A 21,065-nucleotide genomic window follows, 5' to 3' on the forward strand; every position below is an offset into this window, starting at 1 on the left:
GCTTCCAAACAGCAGATGACGCGCTTAACCAGTTCGAGACTGCAGAAGACGCGACAAATCCGCGATTTTCATGGCATCATCTGCGTTTTCAAATCCAGCCCGTAACCCTGCCTTCGTGGGTGGCACTACTTGCCGGAGAGCCGCTTCAGCGCGCCCAACGCCACGGTTCTGTCCTTAGTGGACCAGAAAGGCGGTAGAGCGGCACGCAGGAAACCGCCGTAGCTGGCATTGGCCAGACGGGAATCAAGTACAGCAACCACGCCCCGGTCTTGGCTGGAACGGATCAACCGGCCCACCCCCTGCGCGAGGCGCACCGCTGCATGGGTGGCAGAGATGGCAATAAATCCGTCGCCGCCACTTTGCGCCACGGCACGGGCGCGGGCAGTGACCAGCGGATCATCCGGGCGCGGGAACGGGATCCTATCTATCACCACCAGACGGCAGGAGGCTCCTTGCACATCAACACCTTGCCAGAGCGACATGGTACCGAACAGGCAGGTGTCCGGTTCATCGGCGAACTGTTTAATGAGCCCGGACATGGAGGAGTCCCCCTGGCACAGGATCTTCACCTTGAGCTTTTTGCGGAGCTTCTCGGCTGCGTCTTCTGCAGCACGCCGCGAAGAGAACAGAGCCAAGGTTCCGCCACCGGCGGCGGTGATGAGCGCTTCCAATTCATCTAATTGCTCAGCGGACATCCCGAAGCCGGGTTTCTGCAGATGGGCGGCGACATAGAGCATGCCTTGTTTGGGGTAGTCGAACGGCGAACCGACATCGGCCCCCGTCCAAGTGGGAGCGCTGGGCCCCAAAAGACCGAGCCCGCCAGCTGTGGCTTGGAAGGACTCGCCAATAGCAAGAGTGGCCGAGGTGAGCACTACCGTCCGATCGGCAAACAAGCCCTCCCGCAATTTCATCGCCACGCTCAAGGGTGCGATGTTGAGCACTGCCGGCTCATTTTCATCCGCCTTCTGATAGCCCTTGCCCGGTGCGAAGGAACCCGGCCGCGAGGCCCACACCACCTCACGGGCATCATTGGCAACCAGCAGACGCTCGCACAAATCGAAGATCAGATTGAGCCTGGATCGGGCAATCGAACGCCCGCCGTCGGCGGCAGCATTACCCTCAGGCTTAGAATCGGACAAGGCGGCACGTACCGCGTCACGCAATTGCTCCACAGCTTGAGATTGCACCTCGTTGAGCCCCTGTGGGAATAGCCCCTCGGGAACACCAGCTAAGGCAAGGTCCAGTGCCGCGGCGCTGGCCTGCAAGGCGTCCACGGAAACAGCGGTGTGCTTGCGCGTGCTTGACGCCGCCGCCTGCACCATCTGCACAGAGAGTTGCCCGGTGACCGCGCCTGTTACGCGATCCTGGAGCTCATGTGCTTCATCGACCACCACCACGTCATAGTCGGGAAGCACGGCGATGCCTTCAAAGGCACTGATGGCCAGCATGGCGTGGTTGGTGACCACAATGTCAGCCTCTGCTCCGCGGGCACGGGCCAGCTCCGAGAAGCACTCGGTAGCCATCGGGCACTTCTGGGCGCCCAGACATTCCATGGAGGTTACAGAGACCTGCCGCCAGGCTTTGTCCGTCACTCCCGGAACAATCTCGTCCCTGTCGCCGGTGTCTGTTTCCTGCGCCCATTCGCGCAGACGCACCACTTCCTTGCCGAGCTGTGAGGTGGGCCCGGAGGTGGCACTGGGAGGGTGAGCCACGTTGTCTTCGCCAAGACTAAAAAGGGCGCCCTCGCCGGTGTCTTCGGTAGGGAAACCACCTGCCAGTTTTTGCCGGCACACATAGTTGCTGCGGCCCTTGACTAAAGCAACGTCAATGGCCCGCGGCAACATCGGTTTCAGGGTAGCCAACAACCTAGGTACGTCCCTGCCCACGATCTGTGCTTGGAGGGCAAGGGTGGCGGTGGCAATCACCGCAGGCTTGTCGCTGGTCAGGGAGTTGACGATCAGTGGTATCAGGTAGGCGAGGGACTTTCCGGTCCCCGTGCCCGCCTGAACCAGCAGGTGGTCCCCGCTCTCAAGAGCGGCAACTACCCGGCGTACCATTTCATGCTGGCCATCGCGGCGTTGCCCGCCCATGGCGTCAACGGCCCGATCCAAAAGGTCCAGTGCCTGCTGCGAAAGTTCACTATCAGGCATGCTGGACAAACGGTTCAACCTCTGCAGCCAAGTCTTCACGGACACGAACCTGAGCCAAGGTGCCCTGCTCTCCATGTTCCAGACTGATGATCTCAGCATCGCTGCGATGCAATTTGTTCAGCACATCGCCACGGTCATAAGGGACCAGCAATGTCAGCACGACGCTGGGGTGCGGAATCCCTTCCTTGATGGCTTCGAGCAACTCCTCGATGCCTTGTCCTGTCCTGGCCGAGACCACCACAGAGCGGGACTCACGCTGGCGAAGACGCTCCACCACAAAGGGATCGGCGATATCTACCTTGTTCAGGATGATGATTTCCGGGATCTGCAGTGCCTCGACTTCGGCAAACACCGAGCGAACCGCAGAGATCTGCCCCTCCGGGTCTGGGTGGGAAGCATCGACAATGTGCAGGATCAGATCCGCGTCGGCGACTTCCTCCAAAGTGGAGCGGAAGGCTTCCACCAGTTGGGTGGGCAGTGCGCGGACAAACCCGACAGTGTCAACCAAGGTGTAGCCCAAGCCGTCAGAAGTCTCGGTTTTACGGACCGTTGGATCCAGTGTTGCGAACAGTGCGTTCTCCACGAGCACGCCCGCATCAGTGAGACGGTTCAGCAGCGAGGACTTGCCAGCATTGGTGTAGCCGGCAATGGCCACTGAAGGCACATTGTTGCGTTTGCGGTTGGCGCGTTTGGTTTCCCGGGCAGGAGCCATTGCTGCGATCTCGCGGCGCAGTTTCGCCATGCGGGTGCGGATCTTGCGTCGGTCCAGTTCCATCTTTGTTTCACCGGGACCACGGGAACCAATACCGCCACCTGCAGCACCCACCCGGCCACCAGCCTGACGAGACATGGATTCACCCCAGCCACGCAGTCGTGGCAAAAGGTATTCCATCTGGGCCAGTTCAACTTGAGCCCGGCCTTCACGGGATTGGGCATGCTGGGCAAAAATATCCAGAATCAGTGCAGTCCGGTCAATAACCTTAACCTTGACAACCTCTTCAAGCGTGCGCCGCTGGGACGGTGAGAGGTCACCGTCAATGACCACGGTGTCTGCGCCGGTGGCGTGCACCATCTCCTTGAGTTCCTGGGCCTTGCCCTGTCCCAAGAACGTTGCCGGATCAGGCTTGGCCCTGCGCTGCACCAAACCGTCCAGGACTTCCGATCCTGCCGTTTCAGCCAGAGCAGCCAGCTCTCGCAGCGAGTTCTCGGCATCGGCCATGGTGCCAGAGGACCACAGACCAGCGAGCACTACGCGTTCAAGGCGCAACTGGCGGTATTCGACTTCGCTGACGTCTTCGAGCTCAGTGGACAGGCTTGCCTGACGGCGCAGCGCGTTGCGGTCAGCCAACTCGCTCTGATCACCATCAGAGAGGCTGTGCTGGAAATTCAGGGTGGACACGGCTTGCGCCCGTCCTTCAAGCGGCCTGGTGGCAGGGGCCCCACCGAACGGATCTTGGGCCTCAATGCCCTCATCCGCACGCGTGGCACGAGAAGCGGCCGCGTCCTTGGCCAAAATCCGGTCAATCACGGCTTCAATCTCCGCGGCAGAAAGGGACTCCTCCCCCGTGCTGTGGCCCTGTGAAGGTGCCGTGTTCTCCCCGTCACGGGGCAGCTCGTTGCCGTCGGAACCATTGTGTGCAGATGCGTGGGACATATTCTCCTTATAGGCTGTTACCCTCAATCGTAGTCCGAGCCACCGACACTCACACCTTTTGAGGTTCTTGGCTTGTGGATAATCACACGTGTGCATGTGCTGCGCTTAGGCGCGCCTAGATACACAAAGCGGTCGTTGGGCACTAATCTGGCATGACTATGGGTACTCAGGGTGCAGATCACTATTTCAGTTCACAACCGTCCACGCCGATGAAACGCCGGCCACTTCGCGTGGTTTTGGCTGGCGAGGAGCGCAACCTCCACACAGCCGGGGGCATCTTCAGCCCCGATGGTGTGGACAAAGGCACCACCATCTTGCTCAATGAAGCACCACCACCGGCCACTGCCGGCAACCTTTTGGACATCGGCTGCGGCTGGGGACCCATTGCCCTCACCTTGGCGCTGCGCTCCCCTGCAGCAACGGTGTACGCAGTGGACGTCAATGAGCGTTCCATCGAGCTGACCCAGGACAACGCCAAGGCTCTGGGACTGGCCAACGTCAAAGCGTCAACTCCCGACGCCGTTGATGCAGACCTGCGTTTCACGACGATCTGGTCCAATCCGCCCATCCGCGTGGGCAAGGCCGAGCTGCACTCGATCCTGCTGATGTGGCTGCCCCGCTTGGCCCACAACGGCACGGCCTACCTTGTGGTGCAAAAGAACTTGGGCGCTGATTCGTTACAGCGCTGGCTGACCGCCGAACTTAGCGAGCAGTTCCCTGATGCCGGCTTTACGGTGGCTCGCGATTCCACGAATAAGGCCTTCAGGATTCTGAAGGTGACCCGCACCAAGCCTTAGGCGCTCAGCCCGTCGGCAAAAACACCTTCTGCCACGATGACGGCGGGCCCACTTAGCTCCACATGCTCGCGACCATCGGGCCCGGGGAAGAAACGCACGCCGACGATGCCGCCGGGCACTGCTACGGCCCAGTTGTCCGGGGCCTGGTCACCGGCCCAAAAACGGGTGGCGGCTGCCGCAGCACAGGCACCGGTCCCGCAGGAGAGAGTCTCCCCCACTCCACGTTCGTGAACACGCATACTGATGCGTCCGACGTCGTCCGTCACCAAAGGCTCGGCAGGCACCGCAAACTCCACATTGGTCCCGTGCGGGGGCTCCGGGGTGACGGCGGGCGCCACGGTGAGGTTGGCTGCTGCCATCTCACTCAAATCCGCCAGCGCCACCACCGTGTGCGGGTTGCCCATGGTGACGGACAGGGCAGGGCGTGCCACGGCCAGCCCGGCCGTCTCGACTAGCGAGTCGCTGCCGCTCAGGGCCTGCTCGGGGTGAATGAAACCCCAGGGGCCCATGTCCGCGCGGTACCCGTCTGCAGTGCGAGCCACCACCTTGACGCCGGCCCGGGTGCCGATCACGAGCTCTTCACCGGCGCCCAGCTCCACGAGGCCCTGTGTCACGAGGAAGTGCACGAACACTCGCACCCCATTGCCGCACATCTCCGAGATGGAACCGTCGCCGTTGTAGTAATCCATGAACCATTCGGCGCCCGGATTTTCCTCCAGCAGCGCCGTTCCTTCGGGGATATTCTCGGAGCGGACGGCACGGATCAGGCCATCTGCGCCCAGTCCACGGCGCCGATCGCAGAGCCTGGCAACCTGTTCTGGCACCAGTTCACGCTCACCCCCGGGATCGGCCACGAGCACAAAGTCGTTGCCGGTGCCGTGGCCTTTTCCAAAGCGCAGGCCTGTCAGGGAGGTGATAGTTGCAGTCATGGAATAACTCTAAAGCACCCCACGCACGACGCCGGTACTTGGCTTTCTATGCGCGGGCTTTACTCAGCTGTTGGCTGGGCTAGCTGGGCTGGCTGGGCTAGCTAGGCTGGCCGCCGCGACGAGTGCCGCTGCCGCCTCAACGAGGTCCGGCTGGGACCAATCCAGCCACTGCACACGCGGATCGGCCCGGAACCAGGTGAGCTGGCGACGAGCGAATTGGCGCGTGGCCACAATGGTTTCTTCGCTGGCCCGCTCCACAGTGGATTCGCCGTCAATAACGCGCAGGAACTGCTGATAGCCGAGTGCTTTGTGTGCGGTGCGCCCCTCCCGCAGTCCTTCGGGAATGAGTGCCGCGACTTCATCGAGCAGGCCAGCATCCACCATCTTGTGAACCCGTGTACCTAAACGCTGGTGCAGCTGGGCACGGTCGCCGTTGAGCCCGATCTGCACGGTGGGGACCACATATTGGCGATCGGGCATGAAGGAACTGAAAGGCCGGCCCGTAATCGCGTGTACTTCCAGGGCCCGCACCGCGCGTTTACCGTCGTTGATACGGGCAGCGGAGACTGGGTCCACCTCGTTGAGTCGGTGCAGGAGGGTGGCCAAGCCATCGCTCTCCAGTTCAGCCTCGAGGGCTGCTCTGACGGTGGGCTCGGTGCCGGGGAATTCCAAGACATCCAATGCCGCCCGGTTGTACAGACCGGAACCACCCACCAGAATGGGCAGCTTACCCCGTGATCGGATGTCCGCAATGGCGGCACGGGCCAGCTGCTGGAAGGCAGCCACCGTGGTGTCCTCTTTGACGCTGAGGAAATCCATCAGATGGTGCGGGATGCCGCGCCGTTCTGCCAGGGGAAGTTTGGCCGTACCAATGTCCATACCCCGGTAAAACTGCATCGAGTCTGCGTTAATGGCCTCGCCATCGAAACGCTCCGCCAGTGCTAGGGCCAGCTCCGATTTCCCTGAGCCCGTGGGGCCAACAATAGCCACCACTGGAAGCATCTCCGGCGCTGCCACCACAGGGGCGTTCGCAGAAGCCTCCGGTGCTGGGGTCATGCTGAACGAACCGGAAGCGTCGGCATGCCCAGGCTTACCTTGGGCCGGACGGCGTCGGAAGTTCCCGACGCGGTGGGGACGCCGCATGATTCGGCTTGGGCCAAATCCCAGGCATCGCCGGCACGTGAGCGGCGCAGCTGGTAATTGGCCAGATCCGGGTCAGCCACGAGGTGGAAGGCTGCAGCATCGGTAATGGTGACGGTAACCAGATCGCCGGGGCGCGGGGCCTGGGCGCCCTCGGGGACACTGAAGTGGACCAGCCGTTGATCCCGGGCACGCCCGGACAAGCGATTGGTCTCCGCGGCCTTGCGTCCGGAAGTGGCCGTCACCATGACCTCCACCTTGCGACCAATCTGCAAAGCGTTTTCCTCGGCACAGATCCGGTCCTGGAGTGCTGTCAAACGCAAGAAGCGTTCCTGAACAATTTCCTTGGGCAACTGATCTGGCAGATCCGCGGCCGGAGTGCCGGGGCGTTTGGAATATTGGTAGGTGAAAGCGGTGGCGAAGCGCGACTTTTCAACGACGTCGAGCGTGGCTTGGAAGTCTTCCTCGGTTTCACCAGGGAAGCCGACAATGATGTCAGTAGAGATGGCGGCGTGCGGGATCTGTTCGCGCACACGGTCCAGAATTCCTAAGAACTTAGCTGACCGGTACGAGCGGCGCATGTCCTTGAGGACCTTATCGGATCCGGATTGCAGCGGCATGTGCAGCTGCGGCATGACGTTGGGAGTTTCGGCCATGGCGGCAATCACATCGTCGGTGAATGCGGCTGGGTGCGGGCTGGTGAAGCGGAGCCGTTCCAAGCCCTTGATCTCGCCGCAGGCGCGCAGCAATTTGCCAAAGGCTAGTTTGTCTCCGAATTCGACGCCGTAGGAGTTCACATTTTGGCCCAGTAGCGTGACTTCGATGGCGCCGTCGTCGACCAGTGCCTGGATCTCGGCCAAGATTTCCCCGGGGCGGCGGTCGCGTTCCTTGCCGCGCAGTGAAGGCACAATGCAGAAGGTGCAGGTGTTGTTGCAGCCGACGGAGATGCTGACCCAGCCCGAGTACACCGAATCGCGGCGGGTGGGCAGGGTCGAGGGGAACACTTCGAGGGACTCGAGGATCTCCAATTGTGCATCGGCGTTGTGCCGGGCACGCTCTAGCAGAACGGGCAGGGCACCCACATTGTGTGTACCGAAGACAACGTCCACCCAGGGTGCCCGCTTTTGGATGGTGTCGCGATCCTTTTGCGCTAAGCAGCCGCCCACGGCAATCTGCATACCGGGGTTGGTTTCCTTGATGTGCGCGAGCATTCCCAAGTTGCCATAGAGCTTATTGTCAGCGTTCTCGCGGACCGCGCAGGTGTTGAAAACCACCACATCGGGAACAGCATCACCGTTGGCGTCAATAATGCGTGCCGGACCGGCTTCTTCAACGGCCACCATTCCTGCTGTTTCCAACAGCCCTGCCATGCGCTCTGAGTCATGGACGTTCATCTGGCAGCCATACGTGCGTACCTGATAGGTGCGGGGATGGCTGGCTGGGACTACTGTGCTTACGGGGCTGGCGGAAGGATCTACGCTATTTGGGATCAGGCTCACCCATCCAGCTTAAGACCAACCGTCGCGGAACAGCTAAACGGCTCCACTGGCGCGCCAGCGAGTGGGGATCAGTACCAGCCGACGCTTTGGGAGTGGTTCCATGCTCCGCACGGTGAAACGTAACGGTTCTTGATGTACCCCATGCCCCATTCGATCTGGGTGCGGTAGTTGGTCAGCCAGTCTGATCCGGCGGAAGCGTACTTCCCTGGGGGCAGCGACTGGGCAATGCCATAGGCGCCGCTGTAAGGGTTGGTGGCGTTGGTACGCCAATTCGATTCCCGTTCCCATAGCAGGTTCAGGCACTGAAATTCGCTCTGCGCCCATCCATAAGCGCCCAATCGCGACGACGCGTAGGCCTTGGCCCCAGCTGGATCGTTGACGGCACCGCCAGGGATATTGGGCAGTAGAACCTCTACAGGAATATAACCCCCAGGGTTGGTCTCTACCGGCGGGGCAACAGGTTTGGGCACAACAGGCTTAGGAGCAGCGGGTTGGGGCGCCGGATTCGGATTGCCAGGCCGCGGCGCCGGGTGGGTGGCCGCTGGGTTTTGTTGTGCGGCCTCTGCTTTGCGATCAGCTTCGGCTTGTCGGGCGGCTTCGGCCGCCGCGGCCGCTTGGCGTTTAGCTTCCTGTGCCTCGTTGTAGGCGGCCAGTGCTTCCTGCCCCTGCCTGTACTGCGCTTCTTTGGCTGCGGTGGTGTTGTTGAGAGTAGCCAACTGGGCCGTGAGCGTGGCGCTTTGCTCCTTTTTTGCATCCAACTGAGCCACCACGGCATTTTGGGCGGCAACGGCGGCGTCCCTAGATACCAGCGCTTCGGCAGCGAGTAGCGCTTGTGCGTCCTGCGCTGCTTGGCGGGTCTTCTCGAGGGCAGTCGCTGCCGCCTGTGATTGTTGAGCCCTGGCCTGTTTTTGGGCTGCCTGCTCCCCCACTTGTTGCAGCAGTTCCACACCGTTGAGACTTTCCGGTGTTTCTAGTGCGGCCATGGTGGCAAAAAAGCCTAGATCGGTGCCACCGTTCTTGTAGCTTTGCACGGCGATGGCAACGGCGTCTTTTTTGTGTTTCGCGGCCTCCTCAGCAGCGCGGCTGGCCTGCTCACTCAAGACGCTCACCTCCGCAGCGGCGGCGTCTAGTTTGCGTTCAGTCAGGGCATAATTGGCCCCTGCGTCAACGGCGGCTGTGCCCAAGGTGCCGGCCTCGTTTTCCAGTGAGTCCAGCAACTGCCCAATCTTGGACACCGCCGCGGCTGTAGCTGCCGCATCGCCCTTGGCAGCTTGGACTTCAGCCCATGTAGGGAAGCCCGACGGCGGCGCGTCTTGCGCAAGTGCGGGCCCCATCGTGACTCCGTAGACGAGAAAAATCCCTGCCGTCACGGTGCCAGCAAGGAATCTACTCAGGGGTGGAAGTTGAGTACGCATATGTCGCCAGCATAGCGGGTACCGGAGCTTTCATGCAGAAAAAGACACCAGCTCCCCTAGCTGCAGCAGCTTTCAGCTCAGGCTTCCATCATTCTGCTATCAAACTTTCATCAATCACTTCGCCGACAATTGCGAAGGCGTTGGACGGGTTGAAGCCTTTCCTCGCCAGCATGGCAACCCACCGACGGGTGTATTTATCCCGTTCGGTCCGGTCCCCTAGATTCATGGACGGACGGACCTTGCGCTGCACCAGATCACGAGCCTGTTCCCGCTCCGTATCGTCATCAACCTGTGCAAGGGCCTCGTCAATGAGATCTTCAGCAATGCCCTTCTCTGCCAATTCACGCCGTAACGCACCACGGGCCAGTGATTTGTACAGTGACCGGGTGCGGACCCATTCTTGGGCGAACTCGGCGTCGTCAATAAGCTTGACCACCTCGAAGCGGTCCAGCACTGCTTCGGCAACATCCGCAGGGATCTCCCGTTCGGCCAGTTTTTGGCTGAGCTGGAAGCGACTCTTGGCAGAGTGTGAGAGTTGGCGCAACACAATGGATCTGGCAGTTGACGCCGGGTTGGCGTCAACTGCCGGATCCGAGCCGCGAGGTACGGAATTCATCTCGGCCTAGAAGCCGTCCACTGCTTTAAGCTTGGGGGCTTCCTCATCTTCGGTGGGAGCAATGACCCCAACACCGAGCTTGGCCTTGATCAAACGCTCCAGTTCATCGGTGAGTTCCGGGTTGTCTTTCAAGAATCGACGTGAGTTTTCCATACCCTGACCCAGCTGGTCGCCATCGTAGGTGTACCAAGAACCGGACTTGCGGATGATGCCGTGCTCCACACCCATGTCAATGATGCCGCCTTCACGCGAAATACCCACACCGTAAATGATGTCGAATTCGGCGATTTTGAAGGGCGGGGCCATCTTATTCTTGACAACCTTGGCCTTGGTGCGGTTACCAACGGCGTCCGCACCTTCCTTCAAGGTCTGGATGCGGCGTACATCGATACGGATGGAGGCGTAGAACTTCAGCGCCTTTCCACCCGTGGTGGTCTCCGGGCTACCAAAGAACACACCGATCTTTTCACGCAACTGGTTGATGAAAATGGCGGTGGTTTTTGTCTGGCTCAGGCGTCCGGTAATCTTCCGGAGCGCCTGGCTCATCAACCGTGCCTGGAGGCCGACGTGGCTGTCGCCCATGTCGCCTTCAATTTCCGCGCGCGGCACCAAGGCTGCCACGGAGTCAATGACAATGACATCCAAAGACCCTGAACCAATGAGCATGTCCATGATTTCCAAGGCTTGCTCACCGGTATCCGGCTGGGACACCAGCAAGGCATCAGTGTCGACACCGAGCTTGGCGGCGTAGTCGGGATCTAGGGCGTGCTCAGCATCGATAAATGCGGCAAGACCGCCAAGCTTTTGGGCGCTAGCCACCGCGTGAAGAGCCAGGGTGGTCTTACCGGAAGACTCCGGCCCATAGATCTCAACAACTCGTCCGCGAGGCAGGCCACCTATACCCAGAGCCACATCCAAGGCGATGGATCCGGTGGGGATCACTTCAATGGGTGCACGGATGTCATCACCCAAGCGCATGACGGAGCCCTTGCCAAATTGCTTATCAATTTGAGCCAATGCTGCTGCCAGCGCTTTGTCACGGTCTGCGGGAGCGGCCATGATTCACCTCGGTCTTTCCTGTGCGCCGTTTCCGGCCCCTTGAACTGCGCATTGGGCGCCATTCACGGTCTGTGGTTGATACGGTCAGTGCTCAGTGCCCTGACTCAATAGCCTGGACACTTTGTGGTTCTTCACCGGTTTCCCGGCATCCTGCCAAGCCCATGGCTCTGCAGGCTTTTCTCCATACCTAAAACGCTAGTTCAAGGGTCTGACATTGTCTGCTGTCACCGGCGCTCAAGCCCAAAATTGTGGAGAACTTTTTTGTTTCCTCCACAGGACGGCACTAAACCAGTATAAAGAAAATAGAATAAGTATTCGAACATTTCAGGGCGTGTCGCTAGGTCCTCGTTTGTCGAAGTACCGGAAACGTCCGAGACGCAAAGCAAATCTAGAGCCCCCTCGAGTGCCTGGGCACCACTAGCTCTTGGGCGCTACGTCCCTGCCTAGCCATCGCGAGGGAGGCACATCTTGCATCTTGCACACCTCGTGCCAGATTTCCTTGGGGTCGAATCCGGCACGTAACGCCTCACTTGCGGTGTTCCCCCCTACCCCAGCTAAAACCAGATCCCGGGCAAGCACCCGTGAATAGGAGGGACTAAATTCTTCATCCATCAAACGCCAAAATTCGCTAACTCTCACTCCCCCATTCTCGCACGACAGCCTCCTGCGGCAGACCGTTGCACAGGGGTGGCTCACTTAGAATTGATCCATGACAAGTCCTGCCGCGCCCGGCACACCTGCGAGCAGCGCCAAGGTCGCTGCCATAGAGCTTCTTGATTCCCAACTAAGCCTCTTCTCGCGCAGGGCCCGAGCCATCAACCACCAGCTGACACGAAGCGTCCACCCAGATTTGGAACCAGCAGCTTACGGTCTCTTGTCCGTCCTGATGCGTCAGGGTGGGATGCGTCTGACGGAGTTGGCAAAACGGATTGGCGTCGGCAAACCCTCGGTCAGCCGCCAGGTTACTTTCCTGGTTTCCCTTGGACTGGTGGCTAAGGAAGCAGACCGGCTTGACGGGCGTGCCCAACTCATTAATTTAACTCCCGCCGGCCTAGCGAAGATGAACTCGCTGCACGCCGGACGCCAACTGGCCTTCCATGAGCAGTTGGCTGGATGGGATGAGCGCGATCTCACCGATCTGGCCCGGCTGCTTGAGAAGCTCAACGCCGACTACGGTCGCTAACCCCCGGTCGCTAGCCCGAAACCCGAAGAGCAGAATTTTCAGCAATAAAAAACCGGCCCTCACCGTAGATGGGGCCGGTTTTTTATTGCTTGTTAGTAGACGCTGCACAGGACTGATGCCCTTGGAATGCTAGACGTTGGACATCAAGCCCTTGTTGAGTTCGTCGGAGAGTTCCTCGTTCAGGTCTCTGCCATAGCGTGCAGCAAATTCCTGGGGAACAGTGTCCGGGACAGCCACGCCTTCGGCAATGGCCAGACGGTCGCTCACTTCACGGAGCATGAGTGACAAGGGAACGTCCAGGGCGGAACAAATGGAAGAGAGCAACTCTGAGGATGCTTCTTTTTGTCCGCGCTCGACTTCACTCAAATAGCCCAGTGAGACGCGTGCATTGTGTGAGACTTCGCGGAGAGTGCGGCCTTGACGTTGACGTACATCTCGCAGAACGTCGCCAATTTCGTGGCGTAGTACCACCATTTTGCGTTCCTTCTGCTGATGTGGTTTTGCGTCCGCCAAACCCACATCCCGCCAGCGCACCACGCCGTTTACGGATACGGGTTGTTTCACCATCGGTATCGCCTAACTCCTAGATTATTCACTGCAGTTCAATGGGTTGGGCTTCCCCAGTGAATGGTCCACTGGAAACCCCTTTGCCCGCTTGGTGTTCCCATCCTAGAGGGAAAGGGAGCATTTAGCGTTCATCATGACTAACTATCTGGTTACAACTTTTGTTCCCGAGCAGCTTTAACTGCTTCAGCCACGAGCGTCAAGGCAGCCTGGGTGGCCTGCACTCGGATAGCTTCCCGGTCTCCGTCAAAGTGGAATTCTTGAGCATGGGCCACCCCGTCAAGGGCCACCCCAATATAGACCAAGCCCACTGCTTTGCCTTGGTGCGGTTCAGGCCCAGCCACGCCGGTGGTGGAGATTCCTAACCGTGCCCCCACTGCAAGACAGGCGCCCAATGCCATACCGCAGGCCACTTCGGGATCCACGGCTCCCCTACTGGCCAAGAGCGCCGCTGAAACCCCGAGCTGCTTCTCCTTGACCGAATTCTGGTAGGCGATCACCCCACCTTGCAGCATGGCAGAGGCACCAGGAACCTCTGCGATGGTTGCGGCCACCATTCCAGCTGTGAGTGATTCCGCTGTGCCTACCGTGACGTTTTTCGCAATGGCACTGGCCACGAGGGCGGCCAATCCACTGGGCACGAATGCGGCTACGAGTGAGTCCATGGAGCGTCCTTAGCCCTGTGCCCCATTGCGGGTAGCGCCGTTGCCCCCGTTGTTCCCGCGCCCCGACCGGACCAACTGTCCGGCCTTGACGAGGTAGTCCACGCCCGTGACAACCGTGACGGCCAAGGCCACCAGCATGACCACGAGCGCAATAATACTCAGCCAGTCGTGTGCCGGGGTGACGGGAAGCAGATAGAAGAAGATGGCTACCGTCTGCAGGACGGTCTTGAGCTTGCCGCCCTTGGAGGCGGCCATGACACCATATCGGATCACCACAAAGCGCAACAGGGTAATACCGATTTCACGCACCAGCATGACTATGGTGACCCACCACCACAGCTCACCCACGGCCGAGAGCATGATCAGGGCCGAGCCAATCAGCAATTTATCGGCTATGGGATCGGCAATCTTGCCGAAGCTCGTGATGAGCCCGCGCGCCCGGGCGATGTCGCCGTCGAGCTTGTCAGTATAAATGGCCACCACAAACAGGCCGACGGCCAGCCAGCGCAAAGGTCCGTACTGGCCGTCGTCGGCGATGAAAGCCCAGACGAAGAAGGGCACCATGACAATGCGAAAGAGCGTCAAAGCGTTGGGAAGGTTCCAATTCGAAGGGCGCGGCGCCACCGTTTCACTCACAGTGCAAGGCTATCGGCAAAGTGAGCTTGCGCAGTATTCTCGGCCGGAACATTAGCTTGGGCTGCCGAGACTTTGCTTAGCGTCCGGTCAACGACCATGCGTCCTCGCCACCTTCTTCATCGTCATCACCGTCGTTGTACTCCACAGCTTGGGGGCGACTGGCCAGATCATCAGCTACCAGGTCACCACCCCAACCATGGTTGGCGTTGGCGTTCTCGGCCAGTGCCGCGGTCATAGGATCCAGGGCGGGAGTGGGCCCACCCGATGAAGGTTCGACGCCGGCCCCTCCTTCCAGCGGTCCGTCACCGCGGATGGCGGCCAGGGTTTCGGCGAGATCGTCCGGCTTGACCAGCACATCGCGGGCCTTGGAACCCTCTGAGGGTCCCACCACGCCACGGGACTCCAGCAGGTCCATGAGGCGGCCAGCCTTGGCGAAGCCCACGCGGAGCTTGCGCTGCAACATGGAGGTGGAGCCGAACTGTGTGGTGACCACCAGTTCGGTGGCCTGCAGCAGCAGATCCATGTCATCGCCAATGTCATCCTCGATGACCTTCTTGGGCGCCTCGGTGGCAATGACGTCGCGATAGGTGGCCTTGAGCTGGCCCTTGACGTGATCCACCACTGCCTTGATTTCAGCCTCGGTAACCCACGCACCCTGCACACGTACGGGCTTGGACTTGCCCATGGGCAGGAACAATGCGTCACCTTGACCCAGCAACTTCTCAGCACCGGGCTGATCCAAGACCACGCGGGAGTCGGTGACGGAGGAGGTGGCAAACGCCATACGCGAGGGCACGTTCGCCTTGATCAGACCCGTCACCACATCCACGGAAGGACGCTGGGTGGCAAGGACCAAGTGGATACCGGCGGCACGGGCCAGCTGGGTGATACGCACAATGGAATCTTCCACATCGCGCGGAGCCACCATCATGAGGTCGGCGAGCTCGTCCACAATCACCAGCAGGTACGGGTAGGGCCGAACCACGCGCTTGGACCCTTCGGGCGGATGGACGTTGCCAGCCTTGACGGCTTTGTTGAACTCGTCAATGTGCTTGAAGCCGAAGTTGGCCAGATCGTCGTAACGCGTATCCATTTCGCGCACTACCCACTGCAGGGCTTCGGCGGCCTTCTTCGGATTGGTGATGATGGGAGTGATCAGGTGCGGCACACCCTCATACGCCGTCAATTCCACGCGCTTGGGGTCCACCATGACCATGCGCACCTCATCCGGTGTGGCACGCATCAGGATGGAAACGATCATGGAGTTCACAAAAGACGACTTACCAGCACCGGTAGCACCGGCCACCAGCAAGTGCGGCATCTTGGCCAGGTTGGCCACCACAAAGCCACCCTCAACGTCCTTGCCCACACCCATAACCATGGGGTGTTCGGTGCGGCGGGCATTGGCTGAACGCAGCACATCGCCCAGGACAACAATTTCCTTATCGGCGTTGGGGATCTCAATACCAATGGCACTCTTGCCCGGGATGGGGCTGAGGATACGCACATCGGAGGACGCCACGGCGTAAGAAATGTTCTTGCTCAGTGCTGTGACCTTTTCCACCTTGGTGCCCGGCGCCAGCTCAATTTCGTAGCGGGTCACGGTGGGTCCGCGGCTGAAACCGGTGACGGCAGCATCAACATTGAACTGCTGCAAAGTGTTGGTCAGCGCATCCACCACGGCGTCATTGGCGGCCGTGGCATCTTTGCCGGGAGGTCCGGCTGGCAAGTATTCCGAATCGGGCAGCGTGTAGGTGACATCGCCGGAGAGCTGGAGCTGTTCCGAACGTGCCGGGATGGGCGTTGGCGGCGCCATCGGCGGGGCGGGAATGGCACGTGCCACCGCCGCATCGACGTCATACACTCCCCCGGCGGCCGGTGCGCCAGCACGTGGTTCACGCGGCGAGTTATCGGCAACGACGCCGATTGCCTCGGTGACCGGTTCGGCATTTTCCTGCTGCGCGTCAAACACGTCAGAGGAGGTGGGCAGCCCTTGGCGGGCCTTGATCTTATCGGCCGCCAGCTGATCCCGTGTGGGCCGGCGGACTCCGGGGCGGAGCGCAGGAGCGGACGACGCCGGCTCCTCGGTCTCGCTGTCATCGGCCGCGATGAGCGGGGTGTCGAAAGCTTCAATACCGAGCAGCTCCGCTTCTTCCTCGGCTGTCTTGGCCGCCTTCTGGCGGGCTCGCAGACTGCGAGGCTTCTTGGCAGCGGCTTGCCCGTCATTTTCGTACAGGTAGCTTTGATCGTGCCCGTCGCCGCGTGGTGCAGTGGCCGGGGCGGTACCCATGAGCTGTTCGTAGACTCCACGCAGGCGGGCCGGAATGTGCCGTACTGGGGTATTCGTCAGGACAAGGACGCTGGCGAATGCCACGAGGGAGAAGAAAATAATGGCGGTGATGTTGCCCAGTTTCGCGACGAGGCTACCGCTGAGAGCACCCACCATGCCGCCTGCAGCGCTGAGGCCGTCAAAGCCGTCAGCAATGTCGGGGTTCCCGGCGACCACATGCGCCAGGGCACAGCCGGCTAAGGTCATGATGGCGAAGCCCAGAGCCACCCTGTTATTGGTGGACATATTGCTGGGCTGGCGGAAGACCAGCACCGAGAAGATCAAGAACATCGGCGGGAGCAATGCTGCGAACCAGCCAAAGGTGCCCTGGAAGATGCCACGTACGCCGTCAGCGACAGGGCCGCCCAAGCCCCACCATTCAAAGGTGGCAATGAGTACGGCCAGCAAAAAGAACAACAGACCCGAGCCATCTCGGCGTTCCTCTGCGGGCATTTGGCTCTTGTCCGTGCCCATCCGACGGACAGCGCCGCCCACCAGGTGGCCGAAACCCTGCCAGAATGCCACAACCATGCGCACAGGCCACACCAAGTGAACCTCTGGCTCGGCAGCGGTTGATTTGTTGCGGGGCACGGGCATCTTGCTGGTCTTGGGGGCGCGCGAAGATGCGCCGCCCTTCTGACCAGAGGACGGACGGGTGGGTGTAGAACGAGTCGCCATGCCTCTAACGGTACCTGCCACGGCCCGGAACAACACGAATTTGCCCCTCGAACCGGCCGTGGTGGCAGGCACAGCGACGCGCCGGGTCCACAACCACCGTGTGGTTTAACTGTGTGGTTTAACTGCGTGGTTTATACCCACCCCACACCCGATGGCAGCGCAAGGTGAGAGTATCCGGCGTCGTACGTGAAGAAAGTGCGCATACGCAAAGTGGCCCGCAGCAGGGAAATCCTACTGCGGACCACTGAGGCACATTCCAGGCTAAGCCTCCAGGACCACCGGGATGATCATGGGGCGGCGGCGCAACTTCCGATTGACCCAGGTGCCAATCACGCGACGAACCACTTGCTGGAGCTGATGCGCGGTGTGATCGGTGCTGGCCATAACGGCTTCTTCCAACGCTGCGGCGATCTTGGGCTTGATCTCGTCAAAGACGGAATCGTCCTCGGCAACACCACGGGCGTGGATGTCCGGGCCGGAGACAATCTTGCCGGTGGCGCGGTTGACCACGGTGATGATGGAGATGAAGCCTTCATCGCCCAGGACGCGGCGGTCCTTCAGATCGGCATCGGTGATCTCGCCAACGCTGTGGCCATCCACATAGACAAAGCCGCATTCCACCTGGCCCACAATCTGGGCCACGCCGTCCCGCAAATCGATCACGGAGCCGTCTTCGGTGAGCAGTACGTTTTCGGCCGGCACGCCGGAGGAGATGGCGATCTTGGCGTTGGCGATCAGGTGGCGGGTTTCTCCGTGCACCGGCATGACGTTCTTCGGCGTCAGAATGTTGTAGCAGTACAGCAGCTCACCGGCAGCGGCGTGGCCCGAGACGTGCACCTTGGCGGTGCCCTTGTGGATCACGTCGGCGCCGCGCTTGAGCAGGCCGTTGATGATCCGGAACACGGCATTTTCGTTGCCCGGGATCAGTGATGACGCCAGGATGACGGTGTCGCCGTGGCCCACGGAAACCTTGTGGTCCCCGTTCGCCATGCGGGACAATGCGGCCATGGGCTCACCCTGTGAACCGGTGGACATCAGCACCACCTGGTTATCGGGCAAGTTGTCCACGTTCTTCAGGTCCACCACAACATCGGCCGGCACGTGCAGGTAGCCCAGCTTTTCGGCAATGCCCATATTGCGGACCATGGAGCGGCCCACAAAAGCTACCTTGCGCCCGTGCAGGACAGCGGCGTTGAGGACCTGTTGCACGCGGTGTACGTGGGAGGAGAAACTGGCCACGATGATGCGCTTGTCAGCTTTGCCGAACAAGGCCTCCAAGGTGGGCCCAATCTCTGCCTCACTGGTGGTGAAGCCGGGCACGTCGGCGTTGGTGGAGTCCACGAGGAACAAATCCACGCCTTCTTCGCCCAGCCGGGCAAAGTGGCGCAGGTCGGTGATGCGGCCATCGAGCGGCAGCTGGTCCATCTTGAAGTCGCCGGTGTGCAGCACGGAGCCGCCCGCCGTGCGGATGAAGACGGCCAGCGCGTCCGGAATGGAGTGGTTGACGGCAATGAACTCGCACTGGAACGGGCCGAGCTGTTCCACCTGTTCTTCCTTGACGGTCAGCGTGTACGGCTTGATGCGGTGCTCCATGAGCTTCGCCTCAACAAACGCCAGCGTCAGCTGCGAGCCGATCAGGGGAATGTCATTGCGCAGACGCAAAAGGTACGGGACGGCACCAATGTGGTCTTCGTGGCCGTGCGTGAGAACCACGCCCACTACATCGTCGAGCCGGTCCTTGATGTAGGAGAAGTCCGGCAGAATGACATCGACGCCGGGCTGGTCCTCTTCGGGGAAGAGCACACCGCAGTCAACGATGAGCAGCTTGCCGTCCATCTCAAAGACGGTCATGTTCCGGCCGATCTCGCCGATGCCGCCCAGCGGCACAATCCGCAGGGTCCCCGGAGCTAATTCCGGCGGGGTCCGCAGGCCCGGCTCAGCAATTTGGGTCATGTTTAGAGTTCCATTCCAGCTTCCGCAAGGTCAGCCTTGATCAGTGCGATCTCGGCAACGCCTGGCTCCAGGAGGGGCAGACGGACAACCGAGTTGGACAGGATTCCCTGCCACTTAAGAATTTGTTTGACGGCCACGGCGCCCTGAACATGGCCCATGGTGGCCCGGATAACCGGATCCAGCGCGAAGTGAATGGCGCGTGCCGTGACAAAGTCCCCTGCGGCGGCAGCATCAATGAGCGCGCGGAACTGCTGGGGCGCCACGTGGGCACTCACACTGACAAGTCCGACGGCGCCAGCAGCCATGAGCGGCAGCGTCAGTCCGTCGTCGCCCGAGTACACATCGAGGTCCGTGTTGGCCAGGACCCGGCTGGTTTCGGTGAAGTCTGCCTTGGCGTCCTTCAGGGCAGTGATCTGTGGGTGATCGGCCAGCTTGATGATGGTTTCGGTGGTGATGGGGACACCGGCGCGGCCGGGGATGTCGTAGAGCATCACGGGAAGATCGGTGGAGCTGGCAATGGCTTCAAAGTGGGCTTGAATGCCGGCTTGGCTGGGCTTGTTGTAGTACGGGGTCACCAAGAGCAGTCCGTCGATGTCCAGCTTGGCCGCGCGCTGGGACAGGCTGATCGAGTGGCGGGTGTCATTGGTTCCGGTGCCGGCGATCACGCGGGCGCGCCCGCCCACGGCGTCGATGACGGCCTGGAACATGCCAAGGTTTTCTTCATCGGTCAGGGTGGAGGTTTCACCTGTTGTGCCGGTGACCAGGATGCCGTCGCAGCCGTCGTCCACGAGCTTGTTGGCCAGTTCCCCGGCTGCTTGATAATCCACTTCACCATCGACGGTGAAAGGGGTGACCATCGCGGGCACCAAGGTTCCAAACGGGCGAAGTGAAATCTTTGAGGCAGACATAGCTAAAACGTTACCCGCTACTTGCTGTTTTCACGCAACGGCGTCCACCAACGCAGGCAACACGACGTCGCCGCCGGCACCGCTAAACCTGTTATTCCTAGCGCAGGGATTCTAGGAACGGCAACCATTCATCAAGCACGGCTTGCGCTGGAAAAAGAGTGTTGCCGTGATTGCGGCCGGGCAGTTCCACGAAGCGGGCCTGGGCCATCAGGCTGGCAGCACGTTGCGAATCGGCAAACCGTCCGGTGTCCGCGGTTCCGGCCATCAGCAAAGCCGGGGTGGTGATGGCCGCCAGGGCGTCCTCGGGAACTGCAGCGTCAGCCTGTGTCTGAGCGAAGTAGGCACGCAGGGCCGCGGCGTCGTTGGCCAGGAAGGCAGCCTTGGTCTGGGCATCCAGCGGGCGCCCGATCCGCGCTTCCCAACCCTCAACAAAGGCGGGCATGCCGCCCGAGGCGAGAGCGCCGTCGTACTCGGGAAAGAACAGCCGCCCAATACTGCCGGTCTCAATCTGGTAGCTGCCGCCCAGCGAGGTGACGGAGCGCAGCCGTTCCGGGGCCGTGACGGCCAGCGAAAAGGCCATGCGCGCACCCACCGAGTAGCCGCCGTAATGGGCCTGTTGCGCGCCAACGGCGTCCAGGACCGCGAGGGCGTCCGCCACCAGAGTTTCCATGCGGTACGCGTCCGGCGTGGCCGGTTTGGCGCTGCGGCCGTGCCCACGCAGGTCCATGGTGATGACCTGGTACTGATCGCGGAACGCCTTGGTGTAGCCGAATCCGCGCCAAATAGCCTTGCTCAGCGCGCTTCCGTGGACCAGCAGCAGGGGTGTGCCCTCCCCCACCACGTCAAAGGCGAGTTCGACGCCGTCGTGCGGGTTATGCGCAATAGGCACG

Annotated in this window: 18 protein-coding genes; 2 read left to right on the plus strand and 16 right to left on the minus strand. The window is 60.9% G+C overall.

Features of this window, described 5'->3' with window-relative positions:
- Positions 1-125: 125 nt before the first annotated feature.
- Complete coding sequence (locus AB0P14_RS00305) at positions 126-2,150, minus strand: ATP-dependent DNA helicase (protein ID WP_363836443.1); 2,025 nt, start codon at positions 2,148-2,150, stop codon at positions 126-128.
- On the minus strand, positions 2,143-3,804 hold the full coding sequence (hflX, locus tag AB0P14_RS00310; RefSeq protein ID WP_363836445.1) for a GTPase HflX: 1,662 nt from the start codon (positions 3,802-3,804) through the stop codon (positions 2,143-2,145). The genes AB0P14_RS00305 and hflX overlap by 8 nt, the downstream gene beginning before the upstream one ends.
- 158 nt (positions 3,805-3,962) lie before the next feature.
- Here hflX and AB0P14_RS00315 point away from each other — a divergent pair, with 158 nt between their 5' ends.
- Entirely contained in the window at positions 3,963-4,601 is a 639-nt protein-coding gene (locus AB0P14_RS00315) for a methyltransferase (protein ID WP_363838082.1), read from the plus strand.
- On the opposite strand, the gene dapF is transcribed toward AB0P14_RS00315, so the two are convergent.
- From dapF to AB0P14_RS00350, 7 genes are all read right to left on the minus strand, one after another.
- Positions 4,598-5,530, minus strand: coding sequence for a diaminopimelate epimerase (gene dapF, locus AB0P14_RS00320; RefSeq protein WP_363836446.1), 933 nt, complete (start codon positions 5,528-5,530; stop codon positions 4,598-4,600). The two genes, AB0P14_RS00315 and dapF, sit on opposite strands and share 4 nt — an antisense overlap.
- Positions 5,531-5,593: 63 nt before the next feature.
- Positions 5,594-6,586, minus strand: a complete 993-nt coding sequence (gene miaA / locus AB0P14_RS00325) for a tRNA (adenosine(37)-N6)-dimethylallyltransferase MiaA (RefSeq protein WP_363836448.1) — start codon at positions 6,584-6,586, stop codon at positions 5,594-5,596.
- Entirely contained in the window at positions 6,583-8,160 is a 1,578-nt protein-coding gene (gene miaB, locus AB0P14_RS00330; RefSeq protein ID WP_363838085.1) for a tRNA (N6-isopentenyl adenosine(37)-C2)-methylthiotransferase MiaB, read from the minus strand. Before miaB ends, miaA begins: the two co-directional genes overlap by 4 nt.
- Positions 8,161-8,237: 77 nt before the next feature.
- Positions 8,238-9,584 (minus strand): lytic transglycosylase domain-containing protein, encoded by a 1,347-nt coding sequence (locus AB0P14_RS00335; protein ID WP_363836450.1) that lies wholly within the window; start codon positions 9,582-9,584, stop codon positions 8,238-8,240.
- A gap of 88 nt (positions 9,585-9,672) precedes the next feature.
- A complete protein-coding gene (locus AB0P14_RS00340; RefSeq protein ID WP_363836452.1) occupies positions 9,673-10,200 on the minus strand; it encodes a regulatory protein RecX in 528 nt (175 codons plus the stop codon).
- A 6-nt stretch (positions 10,201-10,206) separates the two neighbouring features.
- Positions 10,207-11,259 carry a recombinase RecA gene (gene recA / locus AB0P14_RS00345; protein ID WP_363836454.1) on the minus strand — a complete coding sequence of 351 codons (1,053 nt, stop codon included), beginning with the start codon at positions 11,257-11,259 and terminating at the stop codon, positions 10,207-10,209.
- Between the two features lie 417 nt (positions 11,260-11,676).
- Positions 11,677-11,955, minus strand: a complete 279-nt coding sequence (locus AB0P14_RS00350; RefSeq protein WP_363836456.1) for a DUF3046 domain-containing protein — start codon at positions 11,953-11,955, stop codon at positions 11,677-11,679.
- Between the two features lie 13 nt (positions 11,956-11,968).
- Here AB0P14_RS00350 and AB0P14_RS00355 point away from each other — a divergent pair, with 13 nt between their 5' ends.
- Positions 11,969-12,442 carry a MarR family transcriptional regulator gene (locus tag AB0P14_RS00355; RefSeq protein ID WP_363836458.1) on the plus strand — a complete coding sequence of 158 codons (474 nt, stop codon included), beginning with the start codon at positions 11,969-11,971 and terminating at the stop codon, positions 12,440-12,442.
- 129 nt (positions 12,443-12,571) lie between these two features.
- Here AB0P14_RS00355 and AB0P14_RS00360 read toward each other — a convergent pair whose 3' ends face one another.
- The 7 genes from AB0P14_RS00360 to AB0P14_RS00390 form a co-directional block, all read right to left on the minus strand.
- Positions 12,572-13,009, minus strand: coding sequence for a helix-turn-helix transcriptional regulator (locus AB0P14_RS00360; RefSeq protein ID WP_363836460.1), 438 nt, complete (start codon positions 13,007-13,009; stop codon positions 12,572-12,574).
- 149 nt (positions 13,010-13,158) lie between these two features.
- On the minus strand, positions 13,159-13,671 hold the full coding sequence (locus AB0P14_RS00365; RefSeq protein WP_363836462.1) for a CinA family protein: 513 nt from the start codon (positions 13,669-13,671) through the stop codon (positions 13,159-13,161).
- 9 nt (positions 13,672-13,680) lie between these two features.
- Positions 13,681-14,307 carry a CDP-diacylglycerol--glycerol-3-phosphate 3-phosphatidyltransferase gene (gene pgsA / locus AB0P14_RS00370; protein ID WP_363836464.1) on the minus strand — a complete coding sequence of 209 codons (627 nt, stop codon included), beginning with the start codon at positions 14,305-14,307 and terminating at the stop codon, positions 13,681-13,683.
- Between the two features lie 76 nt (positions 14,308-14,383).
- Positions 14,384-17,314: a DNA translocase FtsK gene (locus AB0P14_RS00375; RefSeq protein ID WP_363836465.1), complete on the minus strand. Its 2,931-nt coding sequence runs from the start codon at positions 17,312-17,314 to the stop codon at positions 14,384-14,386.
- A gap of 261 nt (positions 17,315-17,575) precedes the next feature.
- Entirely contained in the window at positions 17,576-19,267 is a 1,692-nt protein-coding gene (locus tag AB0P14_RS00380) for a ribonuclease J (RefSeq protein ID WP_363836467.1), read from the minus strand.
- A 2-nt stretch (positions 19,268-19,269) separates the two neighbouring features.
- A complete protein-coding gene (dapA, locus tag AB0P14_RS00385; protein WP_363836469.1) occupies positions 19,270-20,175 on the minus strand; it encodes a 4-hydroxy-tetrahydrodipicolinate synthase in 906 nt (301 codons plus the stop codon).
- Between the two features lie 97 nt (positions 20,176-20,272).
- Positions 20,273-21,064, minus strand: a complete 792-nt coding sequence (locus AB0P14_RS00390; protein ID WP_363836471.1) for an alpha/beta hydrolase — start codon at positions 21,062-21,064, stop codon at positions 20,273-20,275.
- Between the last annotated feature and the right edge of the window lies 1 nt (position 21,065).

Source organism: Specibacter sp. NPDC078709, from assembly GCF_040686795.1.
Taxonomy (GTDB): Bacteria; Actinomycetota; Actinomycetes; order Actinomycetales; family Micrococcaceae; genus Specibacter.